Below are 21611 nucleotides of genomic sequence, written 5' to 3'. Positions count from 1 at the left end.
TGTGGGTGTGATTATAAAGTGCTGTCAAACAAATGTTTGTTATAAATGAAATTTACAGCCGGTCAAATTGCCGAATTATTAAACGGTAAGGTAGAAGGAAACGAAGAAGCGATTGTAAGGAATGTGTCTAAAATAGAGGAGGGGAAGCCTGAAACGCTTACTTTTTTAGCAAATCCTAAATACAATCAATATATATACACCACCAAGGCAGATGTGGTGATTGTAAATGATTCCTTTGAAGCCGAAAAGGAAATTAAAGCTACGCTTATAAGGGTGCCTAATGCATACGAAGCCTTAGCTCAGTTATTGGAAATGTATGAGCAGAGTATACCTCAAAAGACAGGCATTGAACAACCTTCGTTTGTAGATGATAGCGCAAAACTAGGTGACTTTGTGTATGTAGGAGCCTTTGCCTATATCGGCGAAAACGTGCGTATCGGGGATAATGTGAAGATTTATCCGCATACCTATATTGGAGATAATGTTAAAATAGATGATAACACTACCATCTATGCCGGTGTAAAGGTTTATAAAAACTGTATTATTGGTAAGCAATGTACCATTCATGCCGGAGCTGTTATTGGAAGTGATGGTTTTGGATTTGCACCAAATGCCAATAATGAATATAAAAAAGTGGCTCAGATTGGTAATGTAGTATTAAAAGACTATGTGGAGATAGGAGCCAATACCACCATTGACAGGGCTACAATGGGCTCTACAGTTGTTCAAAAAGGTGTTAAGCTCGATAACCTGATTCAGATTGCTCACAATGTAGAGATTGGGGAGAACACTGTTATTGCGGCACAATCAGGTGTTGCAGGGTCTACAAAAGTGGGGCAGGATTGCATGTTTGGCGGACAGGTTGGTATTGCAGGGCACATAACCATTGCTAATGGTACCAAGGCTGGTGCTCAAACAGGTATCAATAAGTCAATTAAAAAAGAGAACTCAATTCAGTTTGGTTCTCCAACTATGGATATGGGAGAATTTAATCGCTCGTATGTTGTATTTAAGCGATTGCCTCAGTTGAAGTCTCAGTTGGACGAACTGAAAAAGAAATTAGAAGAATAAGCATTCATAATTCGTCGTCGTTATTGTCGAAGAAGATAAGCATATGACTGAAAAGCAAAGAACTATAAAAACATCAGTAAGCCTTAAAGGAACTGGCTTACATACAGGAGTAGAAGTGAATCTCACTTTGACACCTGCTCCGGTTAACCACGGTTATAAATTCAAAAGAATTGATTTAGAAGGGCAACCAGTGATAGATGCGTTGGCTGATAATGTTGGTTTTACCCAGCGTGGAACTGTTTTGGAGAAAGGAGAAGCTAAGGTAAGCACCATTGAGCACTGTCTGGCCGCTTTGGTAGCCATGCGTATTGATAACTGTTTGATTGAAGTAGATGGACCTGAGGCTCCAATTCTTGACGGAAGTTCGAAGTTTTTTGTTGAGGCGATCAATAAAGCAGGTATTGAGGAACAAGATGAAGAACGCCAGTATTTTGTCGTGAAGGAAAAAATGGTGTTTGAGGATAAGGAGCGCGGTATTAAACTAATGGCATTGCCCGATGATGAGTTTAGTGCCGATGTTAAGATATCATTTGACAAGTCTCTTCTGCTTTCCAATCAATATGCTACATTGGATAGCCTCAATGATTTTGAAGAGGAGATTTCAGCCTGTCGCACATTTGTGTTCTTACATGAGCTGGAACCCTTGTTGAAAAATAACCTGATAAAAGGTGGTGATTTAGATAATGCCATTATTATTATAGATAAGGAAATATCTCAGGAAGAGCTGGATAAACTGGCTGATTTGTTTAATCAACCGCGTGTGGAAGTGCAGCCAACAGGAATACTTAATAACCTTGAGTTGGTGTATCCTAATGAACCGGCACGTCATAAATTACTTGATGTGATTGGCGATTTAGCGCTATGTGGTATGCCTATCAAAGGTCGCATTATGGCAACTCGTCCAGGCCATATGGCTAATGTTGAATTTGCCAAGTTAATTCGTAAAGAAATTAAGAAACGAGCGCTTAAACCCGAGGTCCCGCATTATGATCCATGTAAGGAGCCTGTATGCGATATCAATGATATTAAAAAGATGTTGCCCCATCGCCCGCCGTTTTTGTTGATTGATAAGATTATTGAATTGAAAGAACGTTCAATTGTTGGCGTGAAGAACGTGACCATGAATGAGCCATTTTTTGTGGGGCACTTCCCCGACGAGCCTGTAATGCCAGCTGTTCTTCAAATAGAGGCTATGGCACAGGCTGGAGGTATCTTCATATTAAGTCAACTTGAGGACCCGGGTGCTTACAGTACTTATTTTCTGAAGATTGATAATGTGAAGTTGCGTAAGAAAGTGGTGCCGGGTGATACTATCATTTTCAAGTTAGAGCTGCTCACCGAGTTTAGAAGAGGTATGGCCAACATGAAAGGAACAGCTTTTGTTGGCGATACAGTTGTGTCTGAAGGTGAGTTTATGGCGCAAGTAGTAAAAAATAAGTAATTACACCAAAAGGGTTCTGTTTAAAGTTAACAGAACGAATAAAGAACTAAAACAACTTTAGAAATGAAACAACCATTGGCATATATCCATCCGGAGGCAAAGATTGCTCCCAATGTTGTTATTGAACCTTTCGTTTCCATCGACAAGAATGTCGTTATCGAAGAGGGAACAACGATTGCGTCAAATGTGACCATCATGGAAGGTTCCAGAATTGGAAAGAACTGTAAAATTTTTCCGGGTGCTGTAATTGGTGCGGTTCCTCAGGATTTGAAATTTGCAGGAGAAGAAACCACTGCCGAAATTGGTGATAACACTACTATCAGAGAATGTGTGACAGTAAACAGAGGCACTAAAGCCAAAGGTAAAACAGTGGTTGGTAGCAACTGTTTGTTGATGGCCTATACGCATATTGCACATGACGCGATTGTTGGTAATAATGTAATTTTGGCCAATGCTGTGCAGGTAGCAGGAGAAGTTGTGATAGATGACTTTGCCATTATTGGCGGTACTTCGGCCATTCACCAGTTTGTGCATATTGGCGCTCACGTAATGGTAGCCGGTGGTACACTAATTGGAAAAGATGTCCCTCCATATGTTAAGGCTGGTCGTGAGCGTATTTCATACGCAGGTGTTAATTCAATTGGCTTGCGTCGACGATCATATACCAACGAGCAGATAAGAGATATCCAGAATATTTACCGCTACCTGTTCCAGATGGGCTTGAATAATTCTGATGCAATAGAGCGCATTGAGGCAGAAATGCCGGCGTCAAAAGAGCGTGACGAAATTATTCTTTTCGTACGTAATTCACAGCGTGGAATTATCAAAGGATACTATCCTGATAAAGCATAAACATCTTGTAGATATATAGAAAGACCGGCCACGTGCCGGTTTTTTATTGCAGAAAATCCAGGTTGCGCCGGAGACCAGAGAATTTAGTGCGTTTTACAGCTGATTTGCGAAATAATTCCCTGAAACGGTCTTCATCCATTTGATGCCACTCGTCTTTTGATAGTTTAAGTAGTTCGGGGTGTGGCTCAAAGGCTTCCTCTTTGGTTGGGCGAGCCTTCCAGTTCCACGGACAAGCCTCCTGGCAGATGTCGCAGCCAAAAGCCCAGTTCTCAAATTGCCCTCTTAGTTCTACTGGTAACTCATCGCGATGCTCAATGGTGAGGTAAGAAATACACTTATTGGCATCCAATTGAAAAGGGGCAAACAGTGCCCCGGTCGGGCAGGCATCTATACAGCGTTGGCAGCCTCCACAGGCTTCTTTGACTGGTTGACTGCCTTGTATTGGCAGGTTTGTTATCAGTTCGCCAATCAATATGTAGCTTCCCAGCTTTTTGTGGATGAGATTAGTGTTTTTGCCAATCCATCCAAGACCGGCCTTTGCAGCCCATGCGCGATCCAATACTGGTGCAGAGTCGGTAAAAACACGCCCTTCCAGCGACGAGTAAACATGCTCTTTTATAAAAGTAAAGAGCTCATTCAGCTTATCTTTTATAACGAAATGATAGTCTTTGCCATAGGCATAGCGTGCTAGTTTGGGCGCTGTAGGGTCGGTTTGTAAAGTTTTTGGCGTGTAGTTGATGATAACGGAGATAACGCTTTTAGCTCCTTCGACCAACAATGAAGGATTGACTCGTTTTTCAAAATGGTTACTCATATAGCTCATGCCGGCCTGGTAGCCATTGTTAAGCCACTCCTGTAGTCGCTCTTCATCATCAGTTATTGATTCAATCAGGGCGAAGCCAATATCTGAAAAGCCCAATTCCAGGGCCTTGTCCTTAATCTGATTGTGGTATGCCTGACTGATAATGTCCATTAATTGACTGTGATGCCTTTACTTTTGGCAGTTAACGCTATGCGGGTTTTTAGCTCGTGTGTAGTATCTGTATCTAACACCTGGTATTCAAATTCAAAACTCTCTCCATCATTAAGTTTGATGCGAATCGCCGTGATATTAAGCTGGATTTCATTGATGCTGTCCCATTGAGCTTCCATGGATTTTGAGAAGATCGATTTTTTAACTGCAATGCAGTTCTGGTTCACCAAAATAAAGGCTTTGCCAAATGTCTTTACCGGATTTATGCCGGCCCCTAAAACAGCATAATAGAGTCCGGCAATGAAAAATATTGACAGATGAAGCAATGAGAAACGTTGTTGGTTAGAATAAAAACCAAGGTAGATGGTGGCGCCAATCATGGCCAGCCCTGCAATTAATCGAAGGTAATTGAGTGGTTGTTTTCTAACCAGGTTAATATAGAGACCTTCCATGTGTAATGAATTAAAAAAGCTCCCTTAACGAGAGCTTTATGGTATGATTGATTGTTTTTTATAAAAGTCCAAGCTCTAAAAGTGCTTCCTCAGACAGCATGTCTTTGGTCCAGGGCGGATCAAAGGTCAGATTAAGATCAACACTGGTGATACCATCAATGGCTGCTACCTTTTCATGTACTTCTTCAGGAAGGGATTCAGCTACCGGGCAGTTTGGTGAGGTTAAGGTCATTACAACACGTGCTTTGCCCTCATCATTAACATCAATTTCGTATATCAATCCCAAATCGTAGATATTAACAGGAATTTCAGGGTCAAAAATGGTTTTGATGACCTTGATAATTTCTCCCTCCAATTGTAAAAACTCGTTTGCCATATTTTTATTTTTAGCAGATAGCAGCCAGCTTATGGCCGAAGGTTATCTGCAGAATGCTTATTTCTTATTTGCCGGACTTCTGCTTTTCACTCCATTTTTTAGCCCAGCTTTGCTTTAAAAGCAACAGCGTACAGGCGCATTTGTTTCATCATGGCCAATAAGCCGTTTGAGCGGGTGGGCGACAAGTGATCTTTTAGACCAATTTCTTCCACAAAATTAAGTTCTGAATTAAGAATTTCATCCGGAGTGCGGCCAGACAGTACGCGTATTAGCAATGCAATGATGCCTTTGGTGATGATTGCATCACTATCGGCTGAGTAAATGATCTTATCATCCTGTAATTCGGCATGTACCCACACTTTTGACTGACAACCTTCAATCAGATTCTGTTCAAGGCGCCATTCATCCTTGAAACCCTCCAAATCGTTACCAATTTCAATCAGGTATGAGTATTTATCCATCCACTCATCAAAGGCAGCAAATTCCTCAATTATTTCCTCTTGTATTTCGTTTATAGTCATTTTGTTTGTTCGTTGTAATTATTCGTGTGGCAAAATTGATAATTAAAACCGAATCAACCAAAAAGCTGAGCTATACGTTCAGTCGCTTCAGTCAATTTATCTATTTCTTCTTTGGTGTTATAAATGGCAAATGATGCACGTAAGGTGCCTGGTATATTATAGTACTGCATGAGTGGCTGTGCACAGTGATGACCGGTACGAACTGCAATGCCCATCCTATCGAGCATGGTGCCAATGTCGAAGGGATGTATTTCTCCTATAAGGAATGATATGACACTTGCTTTTTCAGCTGCTGTGCCAAAGAAACGAATGTTCGGTATGGACGATAGCTGTTGAGTGGCATAGCTTAGTAATTCGTGTTCATATTGTGCGATGACATCAATACCAATGTTATTGACATAGTCAATAGCGGCGCCTAAACCAACTGAGCCACTGAAATCGGGCGTTCCTGCTTCAAATTTAAACGGAAGTTCATTAAAGGTAGTGCCTTCAAATGAGACAGTTTTAATCATCTCACCACCTCCATGATAAGGTTCGAGCTTATTCAGCCATTCCTCTTTTCCGTAGAGTACACCAATGCCGGTAGGAGCATATAGTTTATGGCCGCTGAATACGTAAAAATCGCAGTCCAGCTCCTGCACATCTACTTTAACATGTTGAACAGCCTGTGCACCATCAATCATCACGGGGATGTTTTTGCTGTGGGCCTGTTGAATTATGGTTTTTATTGGATTAACTGTGCCAAGTGCATTGGAGATATGAGCAACCGCTACCAGTTTGGTTCTGTCATTAATCAGCTCATCAATATTGTCAAGAATCAATTCGCCAGCTTGGTTAATGGGAATATATTTCAGAATAACACCCTTTTTCTTTTCGAGTAATTGCCAGGGAACAATATTGGAATGGTGCTCTAATTGGGACACAAGGATCTCATCACCGGCATTTAAAAAGGTGTCGGCAAATGACGATGCCAGAAGGTTGATGGATTCGGTGGTTCCTCTTGTAAAAATAACTTCGTGCGAGTGCTGAGCATTGATAAACTGTTGTACTTTAATACGAGCTTCTTCATGAGCTTGTGTGCATACATTGCTTAAATGATGCACCCCGCGGTGGATGTTACTATTATATTTCAGGTATACTTCTGAAACAGCGTCAATAACCTGTTGTGGTTTGTGAGTGGTGGCTGCATTATCCAGGTATACCAATGGTTTTCCATACACAGTTTCCTGTAATATAGGGAAGTCAGCTCTTATTTGCTCAATATTAATAGCCATTTGATGAAGTTATTATTGATAACCACAAAGACACGAAGCGCACACAGAATACATTTTATTCCAGGTGATCTTTGTGTCTTTGTGATTTAGGTTATATCTAAGAATCCTATTCTTAAGCCAATATTTCTTTATAAGCAGCTCACGCTGGCACCTTGATGGCCGCAAACAACGCATGAGTCGCATTTGTCAAATTCGCCTCTGAATCGTTTTTCAACCAGGCTGCGAATATTTTCTTTCAGTGGCTCAACTCTGATTTTTTCAATCACCTCGTAGGCAAATGCAAACATCAGCAGAATTCGTCCTTCATTCTCATTGATGCCACGAGCTTTTAAATAAAACATGGCATCATCATCCAGCTGACCAACTGTGGCACCGTGGCTACACTTTACATCATCAGCATAAATCTCCAATTGAGGCTTGCTGTTAATTTTGGCATTTTGCGTCAGTAGAAGGTTGTTGTTGCTCTGATAAGCATTGGTTTGCTGAGCATCAGGACGTACTAAAACGCGACCCGTGAAAGCTGCTGATGCAGAATCATCCATCACCCCTTTGAAAAGCTCAAAACTCTGGCAATGAGGCTTTGCGTGGTCAATGAATGAATAGTTATCAACATGCTGGTTTTTATCACTCAGGTACAAGCCATAGACGTGGCTCTCACAATTTTCATCATCCATGGTCACGCGTATGTTGTTACGAGTAACGCCGGAATGAAGTGTAAGGTTATTTGTCAGGATGTTCGAGTATTTTTTCTGATGCACATACATGCCAGATACCTGTGTTGTCAGGTTGTGCTGATTTTGTATATTATAAACATCAAACACACTGTTTTCGTTGGCAAATACTTCTGTCAGGTTGTTAATCACAAATTTTTGTGGGGAGATGGTATGGTCACACAGCATCACTTTTAGTTGGGCATTATCTTCCACCACAATGAGGTTGCGCTGAAATACCAAGCGGTCGTTTTCGCCAGTCATGATGTTAACCAGCTGAATGGGCTTGTCAACTACCACACCTTTGGGAACGTATACAAACGCACCATCTTGTGCAAAGGCTGTGTTCATGGCAGCCATGGCGTCATTGTCATCGCCCAGGTTTTGCCCATAATACTTTTCAAATACCTCAGGGTATTCAAGGGCTTTTTCCCGTATACTGCCCACAACTACTCCTTCCGGAAGCTGGTGCGCATCCTCCAGATGAGCAAACCAACCATTGATAAGAAAAACATTGTGTGTATCCAGTTCTGGAACGCTACAGTGAAACTTATTGGAAGAGCCATTTAGTGCAGCCTCTTTTGAGAAGGCAATGTCAAGGGTGCCTTTAAAGTAAGGTTGCAAATTGGTATACTTATAAGCCTCAACCTTATTTGAAGGAATGCCTTTCTCAATGAATGTTTCAAAGGCTTTAGCCCGTAATGCATTCATTTTTTCTGGCGCGCCATCTTCAATCATAGAGCGATGCTCCTGATAAAGCTGGCTATATTCTTCTTGCAGATTAACGATTCGGCAAGTTTTATTCATAATGCATCTTTTTGTAGTGAGTAAAGGATATTAACCGGAAATTTATAAATGGTATTAATCCTCAAACTCTTTTTTAATCCAATCGTAGCCTTTTTCTTCTAACTCCAATGCCAGTTCCTTGCCGGCCGACTTTACAATTCGTCCCTTGTAAAGTACATGTACATAGTCAGGTACAATATGATCCAATAAACGCTGGTAGTGCGTAATCACGATGGTAGACCTTTCTGGTGACTTGAGCTTATTAACGCCGTTAGCAACAACCCGCAAAGCATCAATATCCAAACCAGAATCGGTCTCATCCAAAATAGCCAGTTTTGGTTCAAGCATAGCCATCTGGAAAATCTCGTTCTTTTTCTTTTCACCACCGGAGAAACCTTCGTTAACCGAACGATTCGTAAGATTAGAGTCGATTTCAACCAGTTTCTTCTTTTCACGCATCAGCTTTAAAAACTCGCTGGCCGAATAAGGTTCTTCTTCGCGGTACTTGCGATGTTCGTTGACAGCTGTACGCATAAAGTTAACCATGCTCACGCCTGGGATTTCAACCGGATACTGGAAGCTTAAAAACAGGCCTTCGCGTGCGCGGTCTTCCGGCGCTAAGTCCAATAAATCTTTGCCGTTGAAACTAACGCTGCCTTCGTTGACTTCAAATTTTTCGTTACCGGCCAATACAGAAGAAAGGGTGCTTTTTCCTGAGCCATTGGGTCCCATGATTGCGTGAACTTCTCCTGGTTTAATCTCAAGGTTAATACCTCTTAATATTTCCTTGTCATCTATTTTGGCGTGTAAATCTTTAATGACTAACATATGTTGCTACTAATATTGTTTCTAAAATGTGTTAATTATTGGTGGCTTAACCCACACTTCCTTCCAAGCTGATTTGTAAAAGTTTTTGCGCTTCAACAGCAAACTCCATTGGTAACTGGTTGATGACTTCCTTTACGTAACCATTCACGATTAGTCCAACGGCATCTTCGGTGCTTAGGCCACGCTGGTTACAATAAAAGATCTGGTCTTCACCAATTTTGGAGGTGGTGGCTTCGTGCTCTACCTTAGCTGAGTTGTTCGCAATTTCCAAATATGGGAAGGTATGCGCCCCACACTTGTCGCCCAATAGTAACGAATCACATTGGCTGAAATTGCGGGCATTTTCTGCTTTCTTAGAGACTTTAACCAAGCCGCGATAGCTATTTTGACTCTTACCGGCCGACACCCCTTTTGATACAATCAAACTGCGGGTGTTTTTACCCAGGTGAATCATCTTTGTCCCTGTATCAGCCTGCTGGTAGTTGTTGGTAACAGCCACGCTGTAAAACTCACCAACCGAGTGATCACCCTGCAATACACAGCTTGGATATTTCCAGGTGATGGCAGAACCAGTTTCAACTTGCGTCCAGGAGATTTTAGAATAATCGCCTTTGCAAATTCCCCGCTTGGTTACAAAGTTGTAAATACCTCCTTTACCTTCTTTATCTCCCGGGTACCAGTTTTGTACAGTTGAATACTTTACTTCGGCCCGCTCCATGGCTACTATTTCTACAATAGCTGCATGAAGTTGGTTCTCATCTCGCATGGGCGCTGTACATCCTTCGAGGTAGCTTACATAACTGTCGTCATCAGCAACGATAAGTGTACGTTCAAACTGTCCGGTATTCATTGCATTAATGCGGAAATAGGTCGACAATTCCATTGGGCAACGAACGCCTTTAGGAATGTAAACAAAAGATCCGTCACTAAAAACAGCTGCATTAAGTGCACCGAAATAGTTGTCCTGATGCGGAACTACTGAACCCAGGTATTTTTTTACAAGGTCAGGATATTCCTGCACTGCTTCACTGATAGAGCAGAAAATAATGCCTTTCTCAGCCAGGGTCTCTTTAAAAGTGGTTTTTACAGAAACACTATCGATGACTGCATCAACCGCCACACCTGCCAGTACTTTTTGTTCGTCCAGCGGTATACCCAGCTTGTCAAAGGTGGCTTTTAATTCCGGGTCTACATCATCCATGCTTTCAAGCTCCGGTTTCTTTTTAGGAACTGCATAGTAGATGATATCCTGAAAATCGATTGGCGGAATGTTCAGGTGAGCCCAGTTGGGCTGCTTCATTGTCAGCCAATGACGAAAAGCCTTCAGGCGAAACTCCAGCATGAATTCCGGCTCATTTTTTTTTGCCGAAATCAGGCGGATAATATCCTCATTCAAACCTTTAGGGAATTCCTCCATTTCAATATCGGTGTAAAATCCGTATTTGTATTCCCCGCCAGTTACTTCTTCTAATATTTTATCTTGATCTTCAGCCATATTTTACATTAACTCATGTTCGTCAATCTAACAATGAAGCATATTATTGGTTCATTGCAGATTTTAATTCATTAATAAGCGGATTTTGGTTATTGGAAGCGCAAAAATAAGTAATTATTAAGATTAAATAAAAATTTGGTTTGCCGAATTTACGGCCTTATGACATAAGTCAATACTTTAATAACAGGGGGATTATGCCCTATTTAAATTAATGCGCTGCTGTTGGTTCGTAGGTCCGAGAGTCAGCTGTTGTAATATATTTAAAGTACTTAATATACTTAATTGATCAGCCAAATTTTATATCTGTGGCGTTGCCTGGTAAGATAAACCCACCAGGTCGTTGGTCAAGTATCTTTTTATACATTCCTTTGGCCATGTTTTGTGCTCTCATTTTTGCTTTATTGGCTATCTCTCCCTCAAAAAGTTTATCGATAGTTTCACTCCATAATTCTACCCAGCGATCAAAATGAGTTGTGGTGATAGAGTGCTTAAAAGCTTTGTCCACTCCATGATGTGCTTTAGCCGGGTTGCCATCAAAACCTTTTATGTCCAGAAGGTTTAGTGTCCAGAAATCGGTCAGGAGTATGTAGTGCTTTTCCCATTCCTCTTCGGTTTTTATGGTTTGATTGAAAAAAAGTCCCAACAGATCGTCCTTTTGTACTTTAGCGTAAAAAGTACGTACCAATTTCTCTATATTGTCTCGTGTTTGTAATTTTGATTTAGTCATTCGAGTATTTTTGTTACTTATTCTCAAACAGAGGGAGAATGAATTTGTTTATACTCTTCTGTAATATTAGATTGTAGCGGTGCTTAATGGCTGGTAAAATTCCGGTTTATGAAAGAAGGAGAATATCCGTTTGAAGAATTGCGTGGAAAAATAAAGGGTAGGCTTGATTTAGATGAAGCAACAAAGATTATTTATAGTACTGATGCATCAGCTTATTTCGATAAACCTGTTGGTGTTGTAACGCCCAGGGATGCTATTGATATTAAGGAAGTAATACGTTTTGCTGCTAAATATGGTATTTCTTTGATCCCCAGGGCAGCTGGTACTTCTTTAGCAGGTCAGGTTGTAGGCCCGGGCCTGGTGGTTGATATTGGACGCTACCTGAATCGTATATTAGAAGTCAACGAGCAGGAGAAGTGGGTAAGGGTAGAGCCGGGTGTTGTGCTCGATGAACTAAATCTGTATCTGGAGCAGTTTGGTTTATTTTTTGGTCCTGAAACATCTACTTCAAATCGTTGCATGATAGGCGGGATGGTTGGCAATAACTCATGTGGTGCTCATTCGTTGATATATGGTAGTACGCGCGATCATACGCTGGAATTAAAGGGGTATTTGAGTAATGGTGATGAAGTTCATTTCAGAGCGTTGCAGAAGTGGGAGTTTGATCAAAAATGTCGACTTGAATCCTTTGAAGGGGATATCTACCGTTCTGTAAGAGAAATAATAAGTGATCGCGATAATCGGAGAAGCATTCGAAAAGAGTTTCCTCATCCTGAGATTAAACGAAGAAATACAGGTTATGCGCTAGATTATCTCGTAGAAAGTTTTCCTATTGACGGTGAAAGGGAAGAGTTTAACTTTTGTAAGCTATTGGCTGGTTCGGAAGGTACACTCATGTTTACTACCGAAATAAAACTGAATCTGGTTGATGTACCTCCTAAAGAAAAGGGGCTTGTTTGCGTACATCTCAATTCCATCGAGGAAGCTTTGGAAGCTAATCTGATATGTTTGAAGTATCAGCCTGGAGCCATTGAGCTGATGGATAAGGCAATCATGGATTTGACAAAAGGCAATAAACTTCAAAATAAGAATAGCTTTTTTGTGGAAGGAGATCCTGCGGCTTTGTTATTGGTGGAATTTGCAAGAGATGCAAAAGAAATGGTGGAAAGATTAGCAAAGGATATGACCGATGAATTGGTTGAAAAGGGGTTTGGGTATGCTTATCCGGTAGTTTACGGAGGTGATATTAAAAAAGTGTGGGATCTGCGAAAGGCCGGTTTGGGAGTATTAGCTAATATGCCTGGTGATGAGCGACCGGTACCTGTTATTGAGGATACAGCTGTGAGACCGGAGGATTTGCCTGCTTTTATTGCCGATATTAAAATGATGCTGCACAAGTATGGTAAAGAGTGTGTGTACTACGCACATATTGGCACAGGTGAGCTGCATTTAAGACCGGTATTAAATATGAAGCGTAAGGAAGATGTTGAGTTATTCTATCAGATTGCCAAGGATACTGCGCTAATAGTAAAGCAATACAAGGGTTCCTTAAGTGGAGAGCATGGTGATGGACGCTTGAGGGGACAGTTTATTCCGATAATGGTTGGTGAATCGAACTATGAGCTATTTATGCAGGTAAAAAAGATATTTGATCCTGGTCATGTGTTTAATATTGGTAAAATAATCGATACGCCTCCAATGAATACATCCTTGCGCTATAAACAAGCGGATGCACAGGTTGAGGATGATGTTGCATTTGACTGGTCTTCGACCTTGGGTATGGTGCGAGCAGCTGAAAAATGCACCGGTTCTGGTGATTGTCGAAAGAGTCATTTGGTAGGGGGCACCATGTGTCCAAGTTATATGGGTTCGAGAGATGAACGGCAAACGACGCGTGCCAGAGCCAATATGTTACGGGAGTTTTTTGCTGGTGAAATTCCAGCTACCAAAATGGGCTATGATGAAGTGAAAAGTGTTTTGGATTTATGCTTGTCGTGCAAAGCGTGTAAAACTGAATGTCCGAGTAATGTGGATATGACCAAGCTAAAGGCCGAATTCCTGGATGGTTATCATAGTCGGTTCGGAATACCTGCCCGTTCAAAATTAATTGCTAACCTTCCGGCAATTAACAGGGTGCTACAGCCGTTTTCGTATCTATATAATAAAGGTACTGGTTTTGGGTGGATAAGTGTATACTCAGAAAAGTACTTGGGGATTAGCTCCAAAAGGAGTTTGCCAAAATTATGCGACACAACATTGCGAAGGTGGCATCAGAAACGAAGTGCGAGCGTTGGGCAGGCGAGGAAGGTCTATTTGTTTGCCGATGAGTTCACTAACTATAATGAGGTACATGTTGGGATTTGCGCTGTGATGCTGCTCGAAAAGTTAGGGTATAACGTTGTGTTGGAAAAAAATATGGCCAGCGGACGGACGTATCTTTCTAAAGGTTTGGTGACAGAGGCTGCCAGGTTGGCCAATAAAAATGTCAGGTTGTTATCTGGACTGATTAATGAGCAGGAGCCGTTAATTGGATTGGAGCCATCAGCTATTCTGACTTTTCGCGACGAGTATGTTGAATTGGTAGATGAGGATTTGCGAGAAGCTGCAAAGGTATTGGCTAAGCATACCTATACTTTTGAAGAGTTTCTGGCGCAGGAGCTCGACAAAGGTTGTATTGATGTGAGCCTGTTTGTTGAGAATGAAAAAAACTTACGTTTTCATGCGCACTGCTATCAAAAATCTTTGTCGGATACTGGTCTCACTAAAAAAGTTCTGGAGATACCATCAAATTATAAGGCGATTGAAATACCATCAGGTTGTTGTGGTATGGCTGGTTCTTTTGGCTTTGAAAAGGAGCATTATGATTTGTCGATGAAGATAGGAGAGTTGGTGCTTTTTCCTGAAGTAAGGAAATATAAAGACATAGAAGGAATTGTTGCTACAGGGACATCGTGTCGTCATCAAATTAAAGATGGAACAGGTGTTGTTGCAGAACATCCGGCACAGGTACTGTTTGAAGCCCTGAAATAATCATTGACCTTGTATTGGTACCTTTATATATTTGTGTACACTATATTGGTAGTATATGTAAATAGTAAGTTCCAACTTTCTGCCAAAAATAAAGGGATAATGCACGTGTTAAAAACATGACAAATTGCACTTGCTTACAATTTTTGACTCTTTGGTGCCTGTTGTTTAGGTGATATATGTCATGAAGTGCTAAATAACATGTTGAAATAATTTATAATACGCAGATATTCAAGGAGTAGTGTGTTTCTGAAAAAAAATGAAAATTCCTTACAAATTATAATGGGGTTATCTAAAAATATCTATTTTTGAATCATAATTATTACAAATAACAAGATCCAACATTTAATACCTTTTCAATATGGACGCTAAGATGAAGGAATTCATGGATAGCGTTAGGGTTAAGAACCCTGGCGAAGACGAATTTTTGCAAGCAGTGCAAGAAGTAGTAGAAACCGTATGGGATTTCTACCAGGAAAATCCACACTATAAAAAAGCTAAGATACTTGAGCGCATGACTGAACCGGAAAGAACAATTATCTTCCGTGTACCTTGGGTTGACGATAGTGGTGAAGTACAGGTTAACCGTGGTTTCCGTGTTGAGTTTAACTCAGCTATCGGGCCTTATAAAGGTGGTTTGAGATTCCACCCAAGTGTAACGTTGAGTGGTCTTAAGTTCTTAGGATTTGAGCAGACTTTCAAAAACAGCTTAACTACCCTTCCTATGGGTGGTGGTAAAGGTGGTTCTGATTTCAATCCAAAAGGTAAGTCTGATAACGAAATTATGCGTTTCTGCCAGGCTTTCATGAGCGAATTGTTCCGTCATATTGGACCTAATACTGACGTGCCTGCTGGTGACATCGGTGTTGGTGGTCGTGAAATCGGTTACCTATATGGTCAGTATAAAAAATTGCGTAACGAATTTACTGGCGTGTTAACTGGTAAAGGACGCGAGTACGGTGGTAGTTTGATTCGTCCTGAAGCAACAGGTTTCGGAGCTATCTATTTCGTTCGTGAAATGTTAGCTACTAAAGGTGAGACTATGGAAGGCAAAACAGTAGCTGTTTCTGGTTTCGGTAACGTTGCCTGGGGTGCTGCTCTTAAAGCTGTTGAATATGGCGCTAAAGTAGTTACTATCTCTGGTCCCGATGGATACATCTACGATCCAAATGGTATCTCAGGTGAGAAAATTGAATATATGTTAGAGCTACGTGCTTCTAACCAGGATATCGTTTCTCCTTACGCTGAGCGTTTCGCAGGTTCTGAATTCTTCGCTGGTAAGAAGCCATGGGAGCAGAAAGTAGATATCGCTATCCCTTGTGCTATTCAGAATGAGCTGAACGAAGAGGATGCAAAAACTCTAATTGCTAATGGCTGTCAGATGATTGCTGAAGCTTCAAACATGGGATGTACAGCAGAAGCTGCTTTCTTAGCTACTGATAAAATCATGTTTGCTCCTGGTAAAGCTGTTAACGCTGGTGGTGTTGCCGTTTCAGGATTAGAAATGACGCAAAACAGCATGCGTTTGAACTGGACTGAGAAAGAAGTAGACGAGCGTTTGGATCAAATCATGACAGAAATCCATGCCGCTTGTGTGAAATATGGAACTGAACCAAATGGTAAAGTAAATTACATCAAAGGAGCTAACGTTGGCGGTTTCGTGAAAGTGGCCGATGCAATGATTGCTCAAGGTGTTGTTTAAATTTTTCTGGATGCAACAAATATAGGCCGTCTCCTCCCCGGGACGGCCTTCTTGTAAAAATGCACCTGAACTAAAATCATACTGCTCACAGCTGGAAACTCAATAAACATTGGTATTTTTGTGGCTAAACAAAAGGGAAGCACGTGATAGATACACATTCACATATTTACCTGTCAGACTTTGATGATGACAGAGAAGAGGTTGTTGAAAGAGCCCGGGCTGCTGGTGTTGAGAAGATATTATTGCCCAATGTTGATATTGAAACAATTGAAGCCATGCATCAGCTTGAAGCAAGGTCTGAAGGCTATTGTTTGGCCATGATGGGTATACACCCAACATCTATAGGGGCAGATTATAAGCAGCTGCTTAAGCAAGCCAGAAGCTTTATTGATACACGCGATTACGTAGCTATTGGAGAGATTGGGATTGATCTTTATTGGGATAAAACCTACAAAGTGGAGCAGATGGATGCTTTTGAACAGCAGATTATCTGGGCAAAGGAGAAGGGCTTGCCAATTGTGATTCACTGTAGAGATGCTTTTTCTGAGGTTTTTGAGGTGGTCGAAAAACAACTGGATGAGAGTTTGTTTGGAGTCTTTCATAGTTTTAGTGGTTATGAAGTCGAGGCTGCACGTATACTGGAATACAAAAACTTTATGCTGGGCATCAACGGTGTGGTAACCTTTAAAAATACCAAATTGCGTGAGGTGTTGAAAGGAGTTCCATTGAGTAAGGTCGTGCTTGAAACAGATGCACCTTATCTGGCGCCAGTGCCAAAACGTGGTAAAAGAAATGAACCTGCCTACCTGGAGAGGATAGTCGAAACAATAGCAGGTGTTTATAATGTGAATGTTGATGAGGTGAAGCAGCAAACCACAAGTAATGCGAAAAAACTGTTTGCCTTGTAAATAAACGGATAAGTATGGAAGAGAGAAAGATATTGATAATTTATACAGGTGGTACTATTGGTATGGTCATCGATCCGGAAACCAACTCATTGGTGCCATTTGATTTTGAAAGTATATCAAAGCACGTGCCTGAGTTACGCCGATTCGATTTTCAGGTAAAGAGTCTTTCTTTTGAGCCACTCATCGACTCATCGGATATGCATCCGGATATCTGGATTAAATTGGTTGGTATTATCGAGGAGAACTATTCCTTATACGATGGTTTTGTGATATTACATGGGACTGATACGATGGCTTATACTGCCAGTGCATTAAGTTTTATGTTGCAAAACCTTAAAAAGCCGGTTGTACTTACCGGAAGCCAGTTGCCTTTAGGAACGATTCGTACCGACGGTAAAGAAAACTTGATAACCGCTCTGGAGATTGCAGCTGCCCAAAAAAACCGCCAGGCACTAGTTCCTGAGGTGTGTATTTATTTTAAGGATAAGCTTTTCAGGGGCAATCGTACAACAAAATACAATGCAGAGCATTTCAATGCCTTTCGATCTGATAATTATCCACCTCTAGCCGAAGCAGGTATTCATCTTAAATATAATTATCCCTACATTCGTTACACAACACTCAACGGAACCTTCCGTGTATCCAAAAAAATGGATACCAACGTTGCTTTGTTACGAATCTTTCCGGGCATAAATAAGGATGTGGTTAAAGCTGTGTTGAATGCACCTAATATCAAAGCAGTTGTACTTGAAACTTATGGTTCGGGTAATGCACCAACTACAGAATGGTTCTTAAACGAAATTAAAGAAGCTGTAGAACGAGGATTAATCCTCTTAAATGTGACGCAGTGTCTTGCCGGTAGCGTTGAAATGTGGCGTTACGAAACAGGTGTGCATATGCTCGAACTGGGAGTTGTTAGTGGATACGATATGACTACAGAGGCGGCCGTTACTAAACTGATGTACCTGTTGGCTAACTGTTCTTCGGTTGAGGAAGTGAAAAAAGAGTTAAACCGATCGCTTCAGGGTGAAATTCATATCTAAAGTATTTAATGTCTCATTTTAATCAATAGGTTTTAATAAAAGGTCTTTTGCGTTAATTAATAGTTATTTGTGATTCATCACTGATGATTTATTTGATCTTGTTTTGGGACTTCCTAAATGAAACCTCTCCAATGTGTGAGCAATAACGAAAATTAACAGTTAAGAGTTTGTAATTGACTTTTTTTTTGTAATTTGCAACCCTGAAAAATTAAAGGGTTTGAACCTTTTTGTACCTTTAATAAATAAGGGAAAAGGGGACAACATTAAACTATTTTGAGTATTAACAATACTAATACAAATCAAAATTTTTAGCAGACTATGAAAAAGCTATTTGCGTTTTTAGCAGTAATTGGAATGCTGAGTACCGGTGCCAATGCCGTTTATGCTCAGGAAGAAGAAAATGTAGCTGGCGAAGCTACAGAACAGGTGGCTGAACAAACAGCTCCAAGTGAAGAACCCGCAGCAGTTGTTGAGGAAGAAATGGCTGAGGCTCCTAAGGGTATTCACAAGCAGATTAAAGCCAAATTCATCGAAGGTGGTGCAATGTTTATGAGCTTTGTACTTTTAGCTTTGATTTTCGGTTTAGCAATCTGTATCGAAAGAATCATTTACTTGAATCTTGCTTCTACTAACACTAAGAAGTTGTTACAAAACATCGAGAATGCGTTGAACGACGGTGGTGTTGAGGCAGCTAAAGAAGTGTGTCGTAACACAAGAGGTCCTGTAGCTTCTATCTTCTATCAAGGTCTTGATCGTTTCGATGAAGGTATTGAAGTAGTTGAGAAATCAGTTATCTCTTACGGTTCAGTTCAAATGGGTCTTTTAGAAAAAGGATTAACTTGGATTTCATTGTTTATCTCGCTTGCTCCTATGCTTGGTTTCATGGGTACTGTAATCGGTATGATTGATGCTTTCGATAGCATTCAGGCAATGGGTACTATTTCTGCAACAGCTGTAGCAGGTGGTATTAAAGTAGCGTTGATTACCACTGTATCTGGTTTGATCGTAGCTATCATCCTTCAGGTATTCTACAACTACATCGTTTCTAAAATCGATGGTATTGTAAATACTATGGAAGATGCTTCAATCTCTCTACTGGATATTTTGGTAAAATATAACATGAAAAAATAATTGTCGTTATGACTAAGCTTTCAAAAATTTTAAATATTGTTCTATACCTGCTGTTAGCAATAACCTTGGTATTTGCCGGAATGTTCTTTTTCGGTCCATGGTTAACAGAAGCAGATGGTGTAGCACATGACACACCAATCTACACAGAGTCTTTCCTTAACTGGGCAAAGTTGTTAATCTATGTAGCTGCAGGTGTATCACTATTATTTGAAGTGTTCCACTTAGTGATGAATCCAAGAAATGCTGTTCGTTCGTTAGTTTCGATGGCTATTTTGGGAGTTATCGTATTAGTGGCTTATAGCTTGTCTGATGACACGCCGCTTCAACTGATAGGTTATCAAGGAGCCGATAACGTTCCAAGCATGTTGACCATGGCTGGTACCATGTTATATGGAACCTATTTATTGTTTGGAATAGTGATTGTTGCTATTCTGTATACAGAATTATCGCGTCTGTTTAAATAATGGCCCGATCCTGTTATAGGATCATAAAATTAATTGTCTATGTCAAAAAGAGAAGTACAAGAAGTTAATGCAGGGTCAATGGCAGATATTGCTTTCTTGTTGCTTATCTTCTTCCTGGTAACCACTACCATGGATACTGACACCGGATTAGCACGTCTTTTACCTCCACCGGTAGAAGAAGAACCAGAAGATACCCCTCCTATTAAGGAGCGTAACGTATTTACGGTGCTTATCAACAGTCAGAACCAATTGCTGGTAGAAGGCCGACCAATGGAGATAAGGGACCTGACAGAAGCAACTAAAGAGTTTATCTTAAATCCACTGGATGATGAAAAACTTCCAGAGAAAAAGGAGATAGAAGTTGAACTGTTAGGTGTTCAGGAAGTAACCAAAGGAGTAATCTCTCTGCAGAACGACCGTGATACTGAATATCAGACTTATTTGATGGTTCAAAACGAACTTCAAAGAGCCTACAACGAGTTAAGAGACGATTTAGCGAAAAGAAAATTTGGTAAAGCTTATGAGGAGCTTGAAAAAGAAGAGCAAAAAGCTGTTCGCGAAGTATTTCCTCAAAAGATTTCCGAGGCAGAACCTAAAAATATAGGAGGTAACTAGTATGGCAAAGTTCAGAAAAAAGAAGAGCGGAGGCCAGCAAGCTATTAACACGGCCTCATTACCTGATATCGTTTTCATGTTGCTGTTCTTCTTCATGGTATCAACCACTATGAAAGAGGTAGATATGAAAGTGCAGATTAAACCTGCACAGGCAACGGAACTCGCTACATTAGAGAAAAAAGAGTTGGTAACTTTTATTTATGTAGGTGTGCCTGCTAAAAAGTTTCAAGCTCTTTACGGAAGTGAACCACGTATTCAGTTGAATGACCAGTTTGCAACTGTGCCGGATATTCAAAGTTATATCGCTCAATCGCGTGACGCTATGCGTGAGAGTGATCAGCCAAAAATGACTGTGTCAATTAAAGCTGACAGAGAATGTCCAATGGGAGTTATTACTGATATCAAGCAAGCCTTGCGTAAAGCAGCTGCTTTGAAGATTAACTACTCAGCAGCCGAAATGGTTAAAAACAGATAATTACTTATCTAGAATATATTAAAAGGGAGTCATATGGCTCCCTTTTTTATATACTGACATTTGACAACTTTCCATCTTACTTTGTGTCAATTAAAAAATGTTTCTATTTTAGTCCGCTGAAATTCATTTTCGTAGTAGTTTCACCTATAGTATATCAAATAATAACTTGGAGAGCGATACCGTCATACATGCCATTAATAGCTATCTTTTAAATCACGATCTTAAGTCATTTAAGGTTATGTATCACTATTATTATAAAAGCCTGTGCTTTTTTGCTAACGATTATTTATCTGATAGTGATGCTGCTCAAGATGTAGTACAGGACGTTTTTACCCAAGTCTGGGATAATATGCCTGAAGTTTCAGAACCGTCTAAATTACAAGCCTACTTATATGCTATGGTTCGTAATCGTTGTCTCAATCGGATTAGAACGCAACAAAATTTGCACAAATATCAGACAAATGAAATGCAGGAAATAGCCTGGGATGATGATGAGTCTGTTCGTATAGTGAAAGCAGAAGTATTGCGTGAGATAATGGCAAGTATTGAAAAATTGCCCGAGCGTGCACAGGAAGTGTTTAAGCTAAGTTACCTTACTCAACTACGCGAGCAGGAAATTGCCGATCGACTGAATATTTCTGTTAATTCGGTAAAGACACATAAGAAGAGAGCGAAAAGTATTTTAAAAGATGAATTAAGGCATTTATTCAGTCTGATAAGTATTTTTCATTTATAAGCGA

21 protein-coding genes are annotated in these 21611 nt (G+C 40.5%); 12 read left to right on the top strand and 9 right to left on the bottom strand.

Translation table 11 applies throughout. The annotated features are described in order from the left end of the window. Positions 1-45: 45 nt before the first annotated feature. The 3 genes from lpxD (at position 46) to lpxA (ending at position 3364) form a co-directional block, all read left to right on the top strand. Positions 46-1071 carry a UDP-3-O-(3-hydroxymyristoyl)glucosamine N-acyltransferase gene (lpxD, locus tag KDU71_RS01935; protein WP_212188211.1) on the top strand — a complete coding sequence of 342 codons (1026 nt, stop codon included), beginning with the start codon at positions 46-48 and terminating at the stop codon, positions 1069-1071. A 43-nt stretch (positions 1072-1114) separates the two neighbouring features. Next, the gene (locus KDU71_RS01930; RefSeq protein WP_212188210.1) at positions 1115-2512 is read left to right on the top strand and encodes a bifunctional UDP-3-O-[3-hydroxymyristoyl] N-acetylglucosamine deacetylase/3-hydroxyacyl-ACP dehydratase; all 1398 of its coding nucleotides are present in this window, start codon (positions 1115-1117) and stop codon (positions 2510-2512) included. A gap of 63 nt (positions 2513-2575) precedes the next feature. Next, positions 2576-3364 (top strand): acyl-ACP--UDP-N-acetylglucosamine O-acyltransferase, encoded by a 789-nt coding sequence (lpxA, locus tag KDU71_RS01925; RefSeq protein ID WP_212188209.1) that lies wholly within the window; start codon positions 2576-2578, stop codon positions 3362-3364. 43 nt (positions 3365-3407) lie between these two features. Here lpxA and queG read toward each other — a convergent pair whose 3' ends face one another. The 9 genes from queG to KDU71_RS01880 form a co-directional block, all read right to left on the bottom strand. Beyond that, on the bottom strand, positions 3408-4337 hold the full coding sequence (queG, locus tag KDU71_RS01920) for a tRNA epoxyqueuosine(34) reductase QueG (protein ID WP_212188208.1): 930 nt from the start codon (positions 4335-4337) through the stop codon (positions 3408-3410). Continuing rightward, positions 4337-4789 carry a hypothetical protein gene (locus KDU71_RS01915; protein WP_212188207.1) on the bottom strand — a complete coding sequence of 151 codons (453 nt, stop codon included), beginning with the start codon at positions 4787-4789 and terminating at the stop codon, positions 4337-4339. Before KDU71_RS01915 ends, queG begins: the two co-directional genes overlap by 1 nt. 58 nt (positions 4790-4847) lie before the next feature. Then, positions 4848-5165, bottom strand: coding sequence for an iron-sulfur cluster assembly protein (locus KDU71_RS01910; protein WP_212188206.1), 318 nt, complete (start codon positions 5163-5165; stop codon positions 4848-4850). A 98-nt stretch (positions 5166-5263) separates the two neighbouring features. Next, complete coding sequence (locus tag KDU71_RS01905) at positions 5264-5686, bottom strand: SufE family protein (protein WP_212188205.1); 423 nt, start codon at positions 5684-5686, stop codon at positions 5264-5266. A 53-nt stretch (positions 5687-5739) separates the two neighbouring features. Further along, positions 5740-6960, bottom strand: coding sequence for an aminotransferase class V-fold PLP-dependent enzyme (locus KDU71_RS01900; RefSeq protein WP_244828071.1), 1221 nt, complete (start codon positions 6958-6960; stop codon positions 5740-5742). A gap of 128 nt (positions 6961-7088) precedes the next feature. Further along, a complete protein-coding gene (gene sufD, locus KDU71_RS01895; RefSeq protein ID WP_212188204.1) occupies positions 7089-8477 on the bottom strand; it encodes a Fe-S cluster assembly protein SufD in 1389 nt (462 codons plus the stop codon). Between the two features lie 54 nt (positions 8478-8531). Continuing rightward, positions 8532-9284 (bottom strand): Fe-S cluster assembly ATPase SufC, encoded by a 753-nt coding sequence (gene sufC, locus KDU71_RS01890; protein WP_212188203.1) that lies wholly within the window; start codon positions 9282-9284, stop codon positions 8532-8534. Positions 9285-9330: 46 nt separating this feature from the next. Next, complete coding sequence (gene sufB, locus KDU71_RS01885) at positions 9331-10779, bottom strand: Fe-S cluster assembly protein SufB (protein ID WP_212188202.1); 1449 nt, start codon at positions 10777-10779, stop codon at positions 9331-9333. A 286-nt stretch (positions 10780-11065) separates the two neighbouring features. Next, on the bottom strand, positions 11066-11506 hold the full coding sequence (locus KDU71_RS01880) for a group III truncated hemoglobin (RefSeq protein WP_212188201.1): 441 nt from the start codon (positions 11504-11506) through the stop codon (positions 11066-11068). A gap of 108 nt (positions 11507-11614) precedes the next feature. Between KDU71_RS01880 and KDU71_RS01875 the strand changes: the two genes are divergently transcribed. The 9 genes from KDU71_RS01875 to KDU71_RS01835 all read left to right on the top strand — a co-directional run bounded on the left by KDU71_RS01875 (position 11615) and on the right by KDU71_RS01835 (position 21607). Next, a complete protein-coding gene (locus KDU71_RS01875; protein ID WP_212188200.1) occupies positions 11615-14536 on the top strand; it encodes an FAD-binding and (Fe-S)-binding domain-containing protein in 2922 nt (973 codons plus the stop codon). Between the two features lie 358 nt (positions 14537-14894). After that, complete coding sequence (gdhA, locus tag KDU71_RS01870) at positions 14895-16235, top strand: NADP-specific glutamate dehydrogenase (protein ID WP_212188199.1); 1341 nt, start codon at positions 14895-14897, stop codon at positions 16233-16235. A gap of 143 nt (positions 16236-16378) precedes the next feature. Further along, positions 16379-17143: a TatD family hydrolase gene (locus tag KDU71_RS01865; RefSeq protein WP_212188198.1), complete on the top strand. Its 765-nt coding sequence runs from the start codon at positions 16379-16381 to the stop codon at positions 17141-17143. A gap of 14 nt (positions 17144-17157) precedes the next feature. Beyond that, a complete protein-coding gene (locus KDU71_RS01860) occupies positions 17158-18186 on the top strand; it encodes an asparaginase (protein ID WP_212188197.1) in 1029 nt (342 codons plus the stop codon). Positions 18187-18504: 318 nt separating this feature from the next. Beyond that, entirely contained in the window at positions 18505-19317 is an 813-nt protein-coding gene (locus tag KDU71_RS01855) for a MotA/TolQ/ExbB proton channel family protein (protein WP_212188196.1), read from the top strand. Positions 19318-19325: 8 nt separating this feature from the next. Beyond that, positions 19326-19781, top strand: coding sequence for a hypothetical protein (locus tag KDU71_RS01850; RefSeq protein ID WP_212188195.1), 456 nt, complete (start codon positions 19326-19328; stop codon positions 19779-19781). A 39-nt stretch (positions 19782-19820) separates the two neighbouring features. Then, on the top strand, positions 19821-20396 hold the full coding sequence (locus KDU71_RS01845; RefSeq protein ID WP_212188194.1) for an ExbD/TolR family protein: 576 nt from the start codon (positions 19821-19823) through the stop codon (positions 20394-20396). Position 20397: 1 nt separating this feature from the next. Then, the gene (locus KDU71_RS01840; protein WP_212188193.1) at positions 20398-20871 is read left to right on the top strand and encodes an ExbD/TolR family protein; all 474 of its coding nucleotides are present in this window, start codon (positions 20398-20400) and stop codon (positions 20869-20871) included. Positions 20872-21037: 166 nt separating this feature from the next. Next, positions 21038-21607 (top strand): RNA polymerase sigma-70 factor, encoded by a 570-nt coding sequence (locus KDU71_RS01835; RefSeq protein ID WP_262898240.1) that lies wholly within the window; start codon positions 21038-21040, stop codon positions 21605-21607. The last annotated feature ends 4 nt before the right edge of the window (positions 21608-21611 follow it).

The organism is Carboxylicivirga sediminis (assembly GCF_018156225.1).
In the GTDB taxonomy this organism is placed as follows: domain Bacteria; phylum Bacteroidota; class Bacteroidia; order Bacteroidales; family Marinilabiliaceae; genus Carboxylicivirga; species Carboxylicivirga sediminis.
The sequence above is the reverse complement of the archived record's forward strand: the minus strand, read 5'-3'. Positions and strand labels throughout refer to the sequence as shown.